This is a genomic window from Pseudomonas sp. P9_2, from assembly GCF_034008255.1.
GTDB lineage: Bacteria > Pseudomonadota > Gammaproteobacteria > Pseudomonadales > Pseudomonadaceae > Aquipseudomonas > Aquipseudomonas synxantha_A.
The window spans coordinates 5538332-5554668 of sequence record NZ_CP125376.1; the positions used below are offsets into that span (position 1 = coordinate 5538332).

Below are 16337 nucleotides of genomic sequence, written 5' to 3' on the forward strand. Positions count from 1 at the left end.
GTTCAGGCCTCCAGGGCGACCGGCGAGTCATGGTCCTGGCCGTCGGTGAAGTGCAGGACGATGCCCTCCTCCTCGCTGTAGCCCAGGGTCACTTCGGTGGTTTTTTCGTGGGCGGCCTGACGTCGCAGCAACTGTTGGCTGAGTACCGGCAGGATCTGTTGATTGAGCAGGCTGTCGATGTTGCGTGCACCGGTGTCAGGCAGCAGGCACGCGGCAACCAGTGCCTGGTTGAGCGCCAGGTCGATGCGGCAGTGCACGCCGTAGTGACGCTGCAAGCGCTTGGCAACCTGGCCCAGCTTGATGGCGACGATGCGTTGCAGGGCATCGGCCAGCAACGGGCGGTAGATCAGGGTCTGGAAGCGGGCGAGCAAGGCCGGCTGGAAATGCTCGCGCAGGATCGGGCGCAGCAGTTCTTGCAGGGTGCTGTCGGGCGCACCGGGGAACTCTTGCAGGCAGGCTTGCAGTTCGTCGCTGCCCAGGTTGGAGGTCATGAGAATGACGGTGTTGCGAAAGTCGATTTCACGCCCTTCGCCATCGCGCATAAAGCCACGGTCGAACACTTGGTAGAACAGGTTGATCACGTCGCGGTGGGCTTTTTCCACTTCATCGAGCAGCACCACGCTGTAGGGGCGTTGGCGCACGGCTTCGGTGAGCACACCTCCCTGGCCGTAACCCACGTAGCCGGGTGGCGAGCCTTTGAGCTGGCTGACGGTGTGGGCTTCCTGGTATTCCGACAGGTTGATGGTGATCAGGGATCGTTCACCACCGAACAATTTGTCCGCGAGGGCCAGGGCGGTTTCGGTTTTGCCGACGCCGCTGGTGCCCACCAGCAGGAACACACCCAGCGGCGCCTTGTCGTCGGTCAGGCCGGTCTTGGCCGCACGCAGGCGCTGGGCCAGGGCGCTCAGGGCGTGGTCCTGGCCGATCACCTGTTCGCCCAGTTGGCGCTCCAGTTCCAGCAGGTTGGCCTGTTCGTCCTTGAGCAGGCTGCCCAGGGGTACGCCGGTCCAGTCGGCGATCACTTCGGCCACGCTGCGCACATCCACATCCAGCGACAACAGCGGTTGGTTACCCTGGACTTCGCGCAATTGTTGTTGCAGGTGCAGGCAAGCGTCCCGGCTCGACGGTTCGGCCAGGCGTGCCGCGAGCAGTTGCCGGGTGAGGTCGAGTTCGTGGCGGTATTGCTCCTCCATGGCCGCTTGCCGATGCTGCAGGTCGGCGTGCTGGCCGGCAATCGCCTCCAGGCGTTCCTCGGCATCGGCGCCATTGAGTTTGTGGTCTTCTTCCAGGGCCAAGTGCTCCAGTTCCAGGGCAGCCTGCTGGGCTTTGAGGCGCACCAGGGGTTGCGGCTCGCAGTCCAGGCCCATGCGCACCCTGGCGCTGGCGGTGTCGAGCAGGTCGACGGCTTTGTCCGGTAGTTGGCGCCCGGTGAGGTAGCGCCGCGACAGGCTGACCGCCGCCTGCACCGCCGCGTCCTGGATGTGTACGCCATGGTGGCTGGCGTAACGCGCCTTGAGGCCGCGCAACATGAGGCTGGCGTTGGCATCGTTTGGCTCGTCGACCTTGACTACCTGGAAGCGCCGCTCCAGGGCCGCGTCCCGCTCGAAATACTGTTTGTACTCGCTCCAGGTGGTGGCGGCGATGGTGCGCAATTCGCCACGGGCCAGGGCTGGTTTGAGCAGGTTGGCCGCGTCGGCGCCACCCGCCTGGTTGCCGGCGCCGATCAGGGTGTGGGCTTCGTCGATAAACAACAGCACCGGCAGCGGCGATTGCTGCACGGCGTCGATCACGTTTTTCAGGCGTTGTTCGAACTCGCCCTTGACCCCGGCGCCGGCCTGCAGCAGACCCAGGTCCAGGGTACGCAGGCTGACCGACTTGAGGCTGTCGGGCACGTTGCCTTCGGCGATGCGCAACGCCAGCCCTTCGACCAGCGCGGTCTTGCCCACACCGGGCTCGCCCACCAGGATCGGGTTGTTCTTGCGCCGGCGGCTGAGGATGTCGATGACCTGGCGGATTTCATCGTCACGCCCGAACACCGGGTCGATCTGCCCTGCCCTGGCCTTGGCGGTCACGTCCTGGGTGAAGCGGTCGAGGATGCCTTGCAACGCCTCCTGCAGTTCGGGGAGCGAGGCGCTGTCGAGCGGCGCACCATCGGCAAGCTCCAACGTAGAGAGCTGGTGCAGTTGTGGACGCTCTATCGACTGCTGGTCGAGCAGCTCGGAGAGGCGTTTCAACTGAGTTTCGCTGACGCTGAGCAACGGCCAGGCGGACTCGCACGCCAGCAGATCGGAATTATCCAGCAAGGCCGCGAGCAGATGGACCGAGCGTATGCTCTCGTTGCGGCTGTCCAGCGATGCGTATAACCAGGCGTATTTGATCAAGTGGTACAGCTTGTCGCACAGCTGCGGTTTGCTTTGCACGCTGCGCGGCAGGCTGTCGAGATGATCGAGCAGGCCGCGCCACAGCGTGTCCATGTCCCATTCATAACGCCGGGCGATCACGGTCAGGTCGCCCTCGCCCTGCTCCAGCAGCTTGAGCAACCAGTGCTCGATACTGATCAGCCCGTGGGCACGGCTTTGGCACAAGGTCGCCGCAGCACTCAGTGCCTGGGCGCAATACGGATTGAGGCGGCGAAGCAAAAGCGCGGAATTCTGGGCCATGGGCGTACATCTCTGGTCTGTGGGCTCGGCGTGTCATCAAGGCTCGATGTGTTTGGCTGAGCGTCCGCGAACGGGCGCTCAACCCTGCACACCGCGAACCGGCAGGCGCACATCGCCTGCCGGTGTTCGCGCATCAGGCGCTCTGGCGTTCGTTCCAGGCGTCGGAGTGGATGATGTTGCCGTCCTTGTAGGTCCAGGTGACCTTCTCGTAGCGCAGCTCGACCTGTTCCATGTGGTTGTGCTTCTCCTTGCCCGGGTCTTTGATGTCGTGCATTTTCGGCGCGACTTTGACGACCTTGACGTTCTCCAGTTTGGTGATGAAGTACTCGACTTCCTGGCCGGCGTCGTCGATGCGGTACCACTTGAACTCGGCGCTTTTGAGCGTCTGGCCCGTGGTCACAGCCTTGTAGAGGTAAGGGCTGGACGCATCGATTTCCTTGCTGAACAGGAACGGGGTGTGCACCCGCGTGCCGGTCAACTTGCCGGTGTTGTTGTCGGTGGGGATGTACAGGCTGTGGTCCTGCGCGATGACCTCGATACTGCCTTCGCGCTTCTGCACGTTTACGGAGCCTTTGATTTGCGCGCCGCCGTCATCTTGCAGCCAGAGGTAAACGGGAATTGCCATTTGAAGCTCCTTTTCTCGGGGTTTGCATGTCGCGGAATGCGACAGGCGGGGTCTTGCCCGGCCCCGCAGCGGGCAGCGCACAGGCCCCCGCTTCCGGTACCAGACGAATATCGACGCGACGGTTGGCGGCGCGCCCGGCGTCGGTGTCGTTGCTCGCCACGGGTTGCTGGGCACCGAAGCCCTGCACGGCGAAGCAACTGTCGGGAATGTCACCCATGCGCTGCATCCAGTCGCGTACCGAAGCGGCACGAGCGCGGGACAGCTCAAGGTTCTGGCCGGGGCTGCCGGTGATGTCGGTATGCCCGGCGATAACGATCAGCCAGCCGGCCTGGGCCTTGATGTTGACCAGCGCGTCGATCAGGACCTTGGTGGAGCCGGCCTTGAGTTCAGCCCGGCCGGGGTCGAACAGCGAAAGGCTGTCCAGGCGCACCGGGTCGGGAATCTTCACCGGCGGCGGTGCCTCGGGTGGTTGCCGGTGGGCGGCGATGGTCGCCAGCAACGGCAGGCGCAGGCGCTCGCCGCGATACAGGCCCAGGCCCAGGGCCAACGGCTCGCCCTGGCGGTAGTAGTCGTCCAGTCGCGCAGCGTCCTCGCGCAACACGGCCACTGCGTTTTCGCGCAGGAGGAATTGCGGCTGGTCGCGGCGCTCGGCCAGCGGGATGGCGTGGTAACGGCGCAGGTCATCACTGACCTGACGCAGCAGCAGGTTGTTCTGCCAGGCCGAACTGGCCAACGCCACCACGCCCGCCAGGGTGAACAACCACACTGCCAGGATGCCCGCACGCAACCGCGCAGAACGCCGAATACGCAGGGGCAGCAGGTTGAGCAAAGGATCGGGAAATGGCAGGCTCGCACCGGCCACCGAGGGTTCGGACGCGCCGAGGGCGACCCTGACGCGCAGCCACTGCTGCCACAGGTTGCCGGGCACGCGCTGAGGCACGGCCGGCACCAGTGTCATCGCCCACACCAGCGGCACACGCCCGTCACGCCCGGTAAAGTGCGACAGCACCTTGTCTTTGAGCCATGCGGCCAGGCTGCCGACCTGTACGCCCATGGCCAGACGCTCCGTACCGTGGGCGCTGTCGACGGCCTGGCGCTGCCAATCGCTCAAGCTGGCACAGGCACCGGCACTGCGCACCCACAGGTCGGGCTCACCGCTCTCGCAACTGAACCAGGCGTCTTCGTCAGTGGTGGTCTGCCCATAACTGACCAGCATCAAGGGCAACGTGAGGCCGCGTTTTCGCGCCAGCGTGAGTTGGTGGCGAAAGGCACGTATGCGCCCCGCCAACTCGCCGTCATCCGTATGTTCAACGGGGTTGACGCAAAACATCACGTTCAGTTGCCCACCCCAGTCCGGGCGTTGCGTCAACACGCCCGCCACTGCCGTACCCAGTTGGTCCAGCGCAGGCACCCGCACATAGCACCCTTGCGCAGTCACCCGCAACGCCAGCTGGTCGGCGGGAACGGCACCGAACAGTCCCGTGAGCCCATCGCCACACACCAGCACCACGGGCTGGCGATAAGTTGCCGCCGGCAGGGGCGTCTCACCCGGCGGCAGCAGTTGCGCGCCGCGCTTTGCGAAACGACGCTCTGCCCAGACCCAGGCCAGCACGACCGTCAAAATCGCTGCCGCTCGCACCCAGCCCGAGGCCGGAATGATCAGTGCCAGCGTTACAACCAGCACCCCGGCCCACAGCCAGAGCCCTCGTATCAAGTTGAGTGTCATCGCGGCCTCACGCCTGGCCAGGGGCAAGCGTGGCGACCAGGCCACCGAGCATCTGGTCCAGCCCACACCAGACGCCGACCAGCAGCACGCCCGCCATGGCCAGGCGAACCCAGGGCGAGCGCAAGGTGCCAAGCCGCTCGTTGCGTGGGCCGCTGCCCTGGGTGGTGAGCATCGGGTTGAGCTTCAGGGGCGGAACGTGCGCATTCAGGGCGTCCATCAGCCGCTGGCGCTCGGGGTGGTTGAGATCCGGGTAGCGCCCGCGAAAACCCAGGAACATCACGCGCTGGAACACCGTCAGCACCAACAGGTCGGGCATTGGCTGGCGCAGGGCCTGGCGCATGTCCTCATACAGGAACTCACCCGCCTGGTGACGGTTGAACAAGTGGGCCTGCAAGGGCTTGCTCGCCCAGCGCGCATGGGCCGGCCCCGTGGCACGGTTCAGCACGGTTTCATCGAACAGCGCGCTCTGAGCATGGCAGATCAGCGCCGTGCTTTTGTTGCTCACACCGGCCGCCTGCAACGCTTGGTACACCTGCTTGACCTGCCGCACGCAGCAACGCCACAGCTCGGAGGTGTCTTGCACCTCTGCGCCCTGGCGCAGTTCGACCACCAGCAGGTAGCTGTTTTGCAAGAGTTTGTCGATATCCAGCGCCGAGGCCGGGTTCTTTTTCGAGGCAGTCAGGTTCATGCGCGCAGTACCGCGAAGAGTTCAAGTTTGATGTCAACCAGCGTGCTGGGGACGTACAGCGCACAAACCCCTTCGGCGAGCATGGCCTGGCCCTTGGGGTGCCCAAGGTCGAGGGCGAAATACTGATTTTCCAGGCGCAGTGGAATCGCCGCCGGTACATGACTGAGCGGCTGCAGCGGAATACCGTCGAGCGCGGCGTTGACCAATTGGTTGACGTCGTCCGGCGTGCCGACTTTGCACAGACGCGGGAAGTGTTTTTGCAACTGCGCGGCCGGCATTCGGCAGCGCACAGACAGGTAGAAATCGGCACCGTCGCGCTCACGCAGGCGGGCATCGTTGAGCGTGACCTGCCAGCGATTCGCGGCCACCTCCTCCAGCACCAGCGCCACCACCCGCGACGGCAGGCTGGCCTCAAGCAAGGTGGAAATGGTCTGCATCAAGGGCGGGAACACGGTTTCCAGTTGCTCATGCCGGTAGGCTGGAATCTGGTCGATATCGTGTTCCAAAGAAAACGTCAGCAAGCCACCGGCCAGTTTGATCAGCGCCTGGTATACCTGCTCGGGATGCCGCGCCGGGTGAGCCTTGAGGTCGGCCAGCACCGGTTGATAGGTGTTCAAGGCGTTGAGCAACCAGAACAGCGACACATCGGCCACGGCAAAATCGGCCATGCGCTGGTTGCTTTCGCGGCGCATGCCCATCAGCCGTTGACGCTTGGCGGCCAGTTGGGTCAGCAGGTTGTCCAGTTGGGTCACCAACCCCGGGTGGGCGGCGAAGCTGAGCAAGGGCGGGACAAAATCAGGGTCCAGGTGCCAGGCGCCCTGCCCGTCACGCATCAGCCGCGCGACGGGACAGGTCAGGTAGTCGGCGTTGTCATCGTCGGCCAGGCGCAGGGTCAGTACATGTTCGAGCACGCCAATCGATTGCACCTCATCGCCATACACATCCTGGACCTTGCGCCAGTCCTGGCGATAGCGCACCGGCCGGTCGACCCGCGTGCCTTCGAACACACAGTTATTGCCATTGGCCTGTTCCAGCGGCAACGCCAGCACCAAGGTGGCGCTGCGGCGGGAATCGGACAGCAGCCCCGCCAGCTCCAGCGCCGGTGGCAGGCGATCCACATGGTCGGTGTCGATCAAGGTGCCATCGGGCAGGCGCACGCGTAACTGCGTGGCCTTGAGCTTGCCCAGGTGCAAGGCCTGCAAATCGAAGGCCACCCCCCAAACCCCCCAGGGGTGTACGAGGCAGAGATGGGCCAGACGGTCGTCGGCCCACGCCTCCCAACGCGCCTGCTGCTGGAACTGTTGCGGCGACAGCAAGGCGCCCGCGGCCCACAGGGGGCGGTCGATCTTCATCACATCGTGTCCTTGCGAAGGGGGTCAGGCTTTGGCCTTGGGCATCTGCGAAACCAACGACAAGTTGACGTCCATGCCTTCGACCTGAAAGTGCGGAATCGCATACAACTTGACGCGGAAGAACCCCGGGTTGTCCTCGATGTCCTCGACCGTCACCCGCGCATCGCGCAATGGGTGGGAGGCTTGCAGGTCATCACCCGGGTCGGTCATTTCGGTGACGAGGCCACCTACCCATTTGTTCAGCTCCAGTTCGAGCAAGCGGCGGTCCTTGGTGGTACCGATGTTTTCGCGCTGGATCAATTTGAGGTAATGGGCGATGCGCGACAGCAGGAAGATGTACGGCAGGCGTGCGTTGATGCGGCTGTTGGCCGTGGCATCGGCGGTGTCGTACAGCGCGGGTTTCTGGGTGGAGTTGGCCGAGAAGAAGCACGCGTAGTCGCGGTTCTTGTAGTACGACAACGGGATGAAACCGAGGTTGGCGAATTCGAATTCGCGGGTTTCCGGGATCATCACCTCGGACGGAATCTTCACCTGGTTGCCCGTGCCCAGGTCGTAGAGGTGAATCGGCAGGTCGGTGACCGCCCCGCCCGACTGCGGGCCGCGAATCTGCACGCACCAGCCGTTGGTAATGAAGCTCTTGACCATGTTGGCCGCGAAGGCGAACGAGGCGTTGGTCCACAGGTATTTCTCGTGGTCCGGGCCCTTGACGCTTTCGATGTAGTTGAAGCTGCGCACCGGGATGGTGTCCGGGCCGTACGGCAGGCGCCCCAATACACGCGGCATGAGCAGGCCGATGTAGCGCGAGTCATCGCTGTCGCGAAACGACTTCCACTTGATGTATTCGGCGCGGTCGAAGTAGTTGCCGATGTCCTTGATCGCCGCGACTTCTTCCATCGACTGTTTACCGAAGAACGCCGGCCCCACCGCGCCAATGAACGGCATATGGGCGGCAGCGGCGACTTTGGAAATGTTGCGCAGCAGGGCAATGTCCTGCGGGCCGCGCCCGAATTCATAGTTGGAAATGGCCGCCGCAATCGGCTCGCCGCCCGGGGTGTCGTATTCCTGGGTGTAGGTGTGCTGGTACAGGCCGCTCTGGGCAATTTCAGGTACGTCTTCGAAGTCCTGGATCAGGTGATCCTTGCTGATATCCAGCAGTTCGATGCGCACGTTCTGGCGAAAATCGGTCTGGTCGATCAGCGACTTCACGCCGCGCCAGGTGGACTCGACGCGCTGGAAATCCGGGTGGTGCATGATCGCATCGAGTTGACGGCTGATCTGCGTATCCAGCGCGGCGATGTGCTCGTCCAGCAACGTCTTGTCCAGGCGCTCGACTTTCTGTGACGACTGCTTGAGCAGGTTGAGGAATACGCTGACCGCTGCGGTTACCCGCTCATCAGGCGAAGCCTCGGACAGCACCTCGGCATTTTGGAATGGCTCGATCGCGCCCAACTCCGACACCGGGTTGAGGTTGATCTTGGCGAACAACGCGTTATAAACGCCCTGGCCGACTTCGGCGGCATAGGTCTGGGTTTGCTGCGGTTGTGACGATGGGTGTTCGACGGACATGATCAAAATTCCTTATCAGCGGACCAAGGGCAATCAACGAGCGGACGGTGGCGCCAGGGCGGCCAGTTCAGCGCGCAGTTCATCGCTCAGGGCGTCGTCCTTGAGGATGCGCTCCAGCTCATGGCGGAAGGTGGCGTTATCGAGCAGGTTGGATTTGAGGTCGCGCAACAGGTTGCGCATCGCCAGCAGGGCGCGCAGCTGCGGCATTTGCCGGGCGACTTGCTCGGGCTCGAAATCCTTCATATTGCGGAAGGTCAGCGCGATGGCCGCTTCGGCGTCGCCCTCGACCAGGGTATTTTCCACCGCCAGTTTCACGCTGGGGGAAAACTCGGCCAGCACGCTGTCAAAGTTGTTCTTGTTGATGTCCACTTTGTTTCGTTCAGACAACGGACGCTGTTCCTGACCGTTGCTGTAATCACCCATAACCATGAGTTTGAGTGGCAGCTCTATCTTTTTCTGCGCGCCGCCGGTGTGCAAATCGAGCTTGATATTTACCCGAGCCTTGGGTACTTCGTTTTGAAAGCTATTTGAAGCCATACACCCTCCAGACACTCTTTGCGCGACACGCCATTGCGTCACGAACAACAACTGAAACTGGAGTTAATGCTTGGCCGACAGCCTCTAAAGGGTTGCCGTCCTGGCATATAAACTCCGCTGAGAAGCTGCAACAAGCAGCGAACTTTCGTGTAATAACTGAATACCCACACCGATAGCGTGGTACTTCACCCTGCGATGACTTTACCTTCAGCGAGCGGCGGGCAACTGGGCGCCCTGCTTCAGGTTTTACCCATTTTTAAACGGCTGGCTGCGCCTGCCCGCACCAAAACGGCGCACAAAAAGATAGCTATTCCTGTCCGCGAGCCAATGACGGTTTATGTGAGAGCCCACCCAATAAACATAACGTTTAAAGAGTATTACATCCCGCTTGAAAAAATATCAATACGTCACCTTTGTTCACATTTGCATGAATACTCAATACAGCACACCTACATGAGCACGTCACGCTCGGAAATTTCCTACATCAATTATTCGAAACTACCGCTAGACACTTAGCCGAACCGAAAAATTATCTCGCTAAATCTTTTTTCCTACACTTGGGGAGGGGGGGGGGGGAATCTTTGGCTGCAGGGTTAAAAATCCCTATTAAATGTCCTACACCTCAAGTCGTTTCCAGGAAGCAAAAACCTGGGCATTTTTTCCGAGTGGCGAAACAAAACTCCGTTACTAAACATTTCAAAGGATGCAAAAAAAACTTCGCTTTAGAAGGTTTTGATGTGTCAGTGCATAAAGCGCCAGGCAACGCGTCGCTGCCGGAGCACCGTGAGCAGCATCTGCGCGAAAGACAGCAGGAGGCTTGCTGCGTCGAGCTCAAAAGACCGATTGAGGTAGCACCGCATCTGTACCGCCCAAGCGCAGGCGTGGGAAATTTTCCCGATCAGGACGCCCTACCCGAATCAACATTGAATGCTACGCGCGTCATAAGCCCGCCTATCTCTTTGATAATTATCGTATTGACTCTGCCGAACAGCGGTTTACGGGCGCTACGTGCGTTCGCGGCCGGCAGGAAATTTCCTACAGAGCCATGGGATTCAGATTGCTTGAATATGCATCGCTTGTAGGTGCTTGAGGCAGACCCCGCCTGAGCGTAGACAAGAGCAACCAGGCCAGGCCGATACGAGCGTCAGTTTGTTCCATGAGACGTGAGCGACCCAGATGCTCTCATGAACAAACACACTCAATAAGCATTAAAAGTTAGCACTCTCAATCCATACGAGTGGGAGGTCGCTCATTTTAAAAAGCCTGCTAAATTGAATTCTGTTATCCAGCGAGTTTCAGCGCGAATGATTAACGGAACCCCAACTTAATTATTTTTGCGGAGACGGCTTACGCCATCGACATGAACAAAATACATGCTGTGATTTGGAGCGTTTCAAAACACTGTTGGTTGGTCGTCTCTGAACACGCAAGCAGCGGTGGCGGGCGAAGCAGCCGTCGCGCGGTCATTGATCGAAGTGGTTTGGACAAGGCGCAAACGGCAGTGGGCGTCCAACAACTGCCTGGCTCTATCAATGCTGTTTCACTCTGCTTGCGCACAGTACGCACTGCTCTTATGCCGATGATGTTGACGCTCGGGACGGTATCCATCGCTGTTGCAGGGCCAGGCGATGGTATTTTCGTCAACGATGGCACTGATAACGGCTGCAGCCGGGTCGGTGACTCGGGCTCGATGAGCGGCGTAACTAACGCGGCGTGTACTTCATCCGACAAGTCAACTCAGACTGATCACTCGCTGTTCTATAACCCACTGGGTCAAGTAGGCCTCGGGGCGACATCGTTGACGCTGGGTAACGAACTCTTTGTCAATGGCGGTTCCACCGCAACACTTTTGGCCCCGGTGACCGCCGGTGCGCATATCAATACCCTCGACATGCGTGGCACTAAAGTCCTGCAACTTGCGAACGGCACTGTTTCGGCCACCTCGCAAGACGCCGTGAACGGCGCCGAACTGTTCAACACCGCAACTTCAACGGCAACCGCGCTGGGGGGTGGCGCTCAAGTCACCGGCACTACCGGGCAGATTTCCGCCCCAAGCTATAGCACCACCACTGTCAATGCAGCGGGCAATGTCACCACCGCCACCACCAGCGCCAATGTCGGTGATGCATTGACCAACCTGAGCACCAGCCTGGCCAACAGCGCTAACGTCGGTGTCAACTATGACGACGCGGCCACCAAGGCCCGCGTGACGTTCAACCCGACTGGCGCTGCAACCACGCTGGCGAATGTTGCCGCCGGCACCTTGAGTGCCACCAGCACCGAGGCGGTCAATGGCACCCAGTTGAATGCTACCAATACCACCGTCAGCGCCCAGGGTGCCCAACTGAGCGGTATGGTCAATGACGGTACGGGCATCAAGTACTTCCACAGCGCTTCAACCAAAGGTGACAGCAGCGCCACCGGTCTCGACAGTGTGGCCATCGGCCCGTTGGCCACAGCTGCCGGCGGCGGATCCATCAGCCTTGGTAACGGTGCCACCACCACTGCAACGGGTGGTCGAGCGATCGCCTTGGGGAACTTATCAAGCGCCCAGAGTAACGGTTCCGTCGCGATCGGCTCTGAATCCACCGCCTCCGGCATTGACGGTCTTGCGTTGGGCTGGCAGGCCCAGGCGCTGACAGCCGGCGCCGTCGCGCTTGGCGGTGAGGCCGCTGCGTCGGGCAATAACAGTGTCGCCCTGGGCAACAACGCCAGTGCTACGGTCGCAAACTCCATGGCGTTGGGCTCTTTCGCCACCACCACTGCTGCTACTGCGACGACCAATGGCGTGATCAATGGCACCACTTACAATTACGCCGGTACTGCGCCTGTGGGCGTGCTCAGTGTTGGTAATGCAACCCAGCATCGGCAGATCACCAACGTCGCCGCCGGCGAGGTTTCGGCTACCAGCACCAATGCGATCAATGGCAGCCAATTGAACGCGACCAACACGGCAGTCAATGCCTTGGGCGCCCAGGATCAACAATTCACCACCGCTCTAGGGGGTGGTGCGCAGTTGGACCCGACCACGGGGGCCTGGGTCGCACCGAGCTACAACACCACCACCATCGATGCCGCCGGCAATGCCAGCGCCCCTGCCACCAGCAACAACGTGGGCGCCGCCTTGACCGGCATGAGCAACAGCCTGGCCAATACCGCCGCCGTGGGTGTCAAGTACGATGATGCGAGCACTAAAACCTCGGTGACCTTCAACCCAGGCGGCACCGCCACCACCCTGAGCAACGTTGCCGCCGGCACCTTGAGCGCCACCAGCACCGACGCGGTCAACGGTAGCCAGTTGAACGCCACCAATACCTCGGTCACCGATCTGGGCACCAGTCTCAATACGTCCATTACCAACCTGGGCAACAGCTTCAGCACCCAGTTGGGCAACATCATCAACAATGGCGACGGCATCAAGTATTTCCACAGCGAATCCAGCCTGGGCGACAGCACGGCTACCGGCCTCGACAGCGTAGCCATCGGCCCGGTGGCAACCGCTTCGGCCGACAATGCCATCGCGATGGGCAACGGTGCCAACGCCAGCATCGCCAACTCCCTGGCTCTGGGTAATGGCGCCACCACCGCTGCGGCCACTGCAACTGCCAGCGGCGTGATCAATGGCACCACTTACAATTACGCCGGCACTGCGCCTGTGGGCGTGCTCAGTGTCGGTGCCGTCGGTGCCGAACGGCAGATCAGCAATGTCGCCGCTGGGCGGGTCTCGGCCACCAGCACCGACGCGGTCAACGGCAGCCAGTTGAACGCCACCAATACCTCGGTGACCGACCTGGGCACCAGTCTCAATACGTCCATTACCAACCTGGGCAACAGCTTCAGTACCCAGCTTGGCAACATCATCAACAATGGCGCCGGCATCAAGTACTTCCACAGCAACTCGGCCCTGGGTGACAGCACGGCCACCGGCACCGACAGCGTAGCCATCGGCCCGGTGGCAACTGCTTCGGCCGACAACGCCATTGCCCTGGGCAACGGAGCCAACGCCAGCACCGCCAACTCTTTGGCCCTGGGTAATGGCGCCACCACCGCTGCGGCCACTGCAACTGCCAGCGGCGTGATCAATGGCACCACTTACAATTACGCCGGTACTGCGCCTGTGGGCGTGCTCAGCGTTGGTGCCGTCGGTGCCGAACGGCAGATCAGCAATGTCGCGGCTGGGCGGGTTTCGGCCACCAGCACCGACGCGGTAAACGGCAGCCAGTTGAATGCCACTAACACCTCGGTGAGCGACCTGAGCACCAACCTGAGCACGCAGATCAGCAACCTCGCCAACAACGCCGGCAACCAGATGGGCCAACTCGGCCAAGGCGTCAGCGCGGCCTTCGGCGGCGGCGCACAAGTGGACCCGACTACTGGCGCCATGACCGCGCCAAGCTACAGCACCACCACCATCGATACCGCTGGCAATGCCACCACCGCCACCACCAGCAACAACGTGGGCGCTGCCTTGACTGGTCTCAGCAACAGCCTGGCCAATACCGCCGCCGTGGGCGTCAAGTACGATGATGTGAACACCAAAACCTCGGTGACCTTCAACCCAGGCGGCACCGCCACCACCCTGAGCAACGTCGCCGCCGGCACCTTGAGCGCCACCAGCACCGACGCGGTCAACGGCAGCCAGTTGAACGCCACCAACACCTCGGTCACCGACCTGGGCACCAGTCTCAATACGTCCATTACCAACCTGGGCAACAGCTTCAGTACCCAGCTTGGCAACATCGTCACCAACGGCGCTGGTATCAAGTACTTCCACAGCAACTCGGCCCTGGGCGACAGCACGGCCACCGGCACCGACAGCGTAGCCATCGGGCCGGTGGCAACTGCTTCGGCCGACAACGCCATTGCCTTGGGCAACGGTGCCAATGCCAGCATCGCCAACTCCCTGGCCCTGGGTAATGGCGCCACCACCGCTGCGGCCACTGCAACTGCCAGCGGCGTGATCAATGGCACCACTTACAATTACGCCGGTACTGCGCCTGTGGGCGTGCTCAGTGTCGGTGCCGTCGGTGCCGAGCGGCAGATCAGCAATGTCGCCGCTGGGCAGGTGTCAGCCACCAGCACGGATGCGGTCAACGGCAGCCAGTTGAATGCCACCAACACCTCGGTCACCGACCTGAACACCAACGTCAATACCTCGGTCACCAACCTGAGCACGCAGATCAGCAACCTCGCCAACAGCGCCGGCAACCAAATCGGCCAACTCGGCCAAAGTGTGAGCAACGCTCTGGGTGGCGGTGCGCAGGTGGATCCGACTACTGGCGCCATGACCGCACCAAGCTTCAGCACTACCACCATCGACGCGGCTGGCAATACAACCACTGCCACCACCAGCAACAATGTCGGCGATGCCTTGACTGGCCTCAGCAACAGCCTGGCCAACACCGCTGCAGTGGGCGTCAAGTACGACAATGTGAGCACCAAAACCCGGGTCACCTTCAACCCAGGCGGCACAGCAACGACCCTGAGCAACGTCGCTGCCGGCAGCCTGAGCGCTACCAGTACCGACGCGGTCAACGGCAGCCAACTGTTCAATACCACCGCCCAGCTCAATAACTTGATTGCCAACTCCGGGAGCCAAAACCAATACGTCGTCAATGCACTGGGCGGTGGCGCGCAAGTGGATCCGGTGACGGGTGCTGTAACCGCGCCCAGCTTCAACACCACCACCATCGATACGGCAGGCAATACGACCACCGCCACCACCAGCACCAATGTCGGCGATGCCTTGACGAGCCTCAGCAACAGCCTGGCCAATACCGCTGCGGTGGGCGTCAAGTACGATGACGTGAACAGTAAAACGCGAGTGACCTTCAACCCAGGTGGCGCTGCGACCACCCTGACCAACGTCGCCGCCGGCAGCCTCAGTGCTACCAGCACCGACGCAGTCAATGGCAGCCAGCTTTTCTTGACCAATAACACCGTTGTCGGCCTGACGACTCAGCTCAACAACATCGTGAACAGCGGCTCAAGCATCAAGTACTTCCACGCCAGTTCGTCCAAGGCCGATTCGCTCGCCACCGGCACCGATGCCATGGCAGTAGGCCCCAATGCCCAAGCCAGCGGTACGGCGGCCATTGCCGTGGGCAATGAAACTGTTGCCAGCGGCAGCAGTTCGGTAGCGCTGGGTGACGGCGCGAAAGCCACCGCTGCCGGCAGTGTCGCCATCGGCAAGGGCGCCAGTGACGACCAGCGCGGTACCGAGACCTATACCGGCAAATATTCGAATGCAAGCAACACCACGGCCGGCGTCGTATCGGTAGGCAACGCGACCACCGGCGAAACACGCGTAGTGAGCAACGTGGCTGATGGCAGCCGGGCTACCGACGCGGTCAATGTGCGTCAGCTCGATGGTGCGGTGGCCGAGTCCAAGGCCTACACCGATACCAGCCTGAATCAGATTCAAGGCTCGATCAAAAATGTGGACGGCGCGATTGCCAACGTCACCAGCAGCGTGACCAAAGTCGAAGCAGCGGTGACCAGTGTGCAGAACGGCACCAGCGGCGCATTCCAGGTCAACAACACCCGCGCCGCAGCGCAACCCAAGGCAAGCGGTATCAACGCGGTAGCCGGTGGCATGGGCTCGCAAGCCTCGGGTAACAACAGCATGGCCGTAGGCAGCAACACCGTGGCCAGCGCTGAAAATGCCACGGCAACGGGTAACGGCGCCCAGGCCACGGCACAAAACAGCGTGGCCCTGGGAGCCAACTCGGTGGCGGATCGCGAGAGCAGCGTCTCGGTAGGTAGCGCGGGGGGTGAACGCCAAATCACCAATGTCGCCGCCGGCACCCGTGGCACGGATGCCGCCAACATTGACCAAGTGAGCCGCGGCATCATGAATGCCAACATCAACTCCAAGGCTTACACCGACCAGCGTTTTACCGACCTCAAACGTAACCTCAAGCAGCAGGACGACACCCTCAGCGCCGGTATCGCCGGCGCCATGGCAATGGCCAGCCTGCCGCGCTCGTCCGTTGCCGGCGGCAGCATGACGTCGGTGGCGATGGGTAATTACCGCGGGCAATCGGCACTGGCTATTGGCGTTTCGCACGTGTCCGAGAATGGCCGCTGGTCGACCAACTTCATGGGCACTACGAGCAGCCAGAATGACACTGGCGTGGCCGTGGGGGTTGGTTATCAGTGGTGATTGCGAACCGAACCGATA

8 protein-coding genes and 1 pseudogene are annotated in these 16337 nt (G+C 61.7%); 2 read left to right on the forward strand and 7 right to left on the reverse strand.

Translation table 11 applies throughout. The features are described 5' to 3' along the window. Positions 1–2: 2 nt before the first annotated feature. The 7 genes from tssH to tssB form a co-directional block, all read right to left on the reverse strand. Positions 3–2660: a type VI secretion system ATPase TssH gene (gene tssH, locus QMK52_RS24275; RefSeq protein WP_320403564.1), complete on the reverse strand. Its 2658-nt coding sequence runs from the start codon at positions 2658–2660 to the stop codon at positions 3–5. 133 nt (positions 2661–2793) lie between these two features. Continuing rightward, positions 2794–3285 (reverse strand): Hcp family type VI secretion system effector, encoded by a 492-nt coding sequence (locus QMK52_RS24280; RefSeq protein ID WP_122735768.1) that lies wholly within the window; start codon positions 3283–3285, stop codon positions 2794–2796. After that, on the reverse strand, positions 3251–5011 hold the full coding sequence (locus tag QMK52_RS24285) for an OmpA family protein (RefSeq protein WP_320403565.1): 1761 nt from the start codon (positions 5009–5011) through the stop codon (positions 3251–3253). Before QMK52_RS24285 ends, QMK52_RS24280 begins: the two co-directional genes overlap by 35 nt. Before the next feature lie 7 nt (positions 5012–5018). Next, the gene (tssL, locus tag QMK52_RS24290) at positions 5019–5699 is read right to left on the reverse strand and encodes a type VI secretion system protein TssL, short form (protein WP_320403566.1); all 681 of its coding nucleotides are present in this window, start codon (positions 5697–5699) and stop codon (positions 5019–5021) included. After that, positions 5696–7051: a type VI secretion system baseplate subunit TssK gene (gene tssK / locus QMK52_RS24295; protein WP_320403567.1), complete on the reverse strand. Its 1356-nt coding sequence runs from the start codon at positions 7049–7051 to the stop codon at positions 5696–5698. The genes tssL and tssK overlap by 4 nt, the downstream gene beginning before the upstream one ends. Before the next feature lie 24 nt (positions 7052–7075). Continuing rightward, a complete protein-coding gene (gene tssC / locus QMK52_RS24300) occupies positions 7076–8617 on the reverse strand; it encodes a type VI secretion system contractile sheath large subunit (protein ID WP_065944093.1) in 1542 nt (513 codons plus the stop codon). Positions 8618–8650: 33 nt separating this feature from the next. Then, positions 8651–9154, reverse strand: coding sequence for a type VI secretion system contractile sheath small subunit (tssB, locus tag QMK52_RS24305; protein ID WP_065944094.1), 504 nt, complete (start codon positions 9152–9154; stop codon positions 8651–8653). A gap of 1360 nt (positions 9155–10514) precedes the next feature. On the opposite strand from tssB, the pseudogene QMK52_RS27455 reads away from it, so the two are divergent. After that, a pseudogene (locus tag QMK52_RS27455) lies at positions 10515–10619 on the forward strand (ESPR-type extended signal peptide-containing protein); the annotation flags it as partial. Between the two features lie 108 nt (positions 10620–10727). Then, entirely contained in the window at positions 10728–16319 is a 5592-nt protein-coding gene (locus QMK52_RS24310; RefSeq protein ID WP_320403568.1) for a YadA-like family protein, read from the forward strand. Positions 16320–16337: the final 18 nt, after the last annotated feature.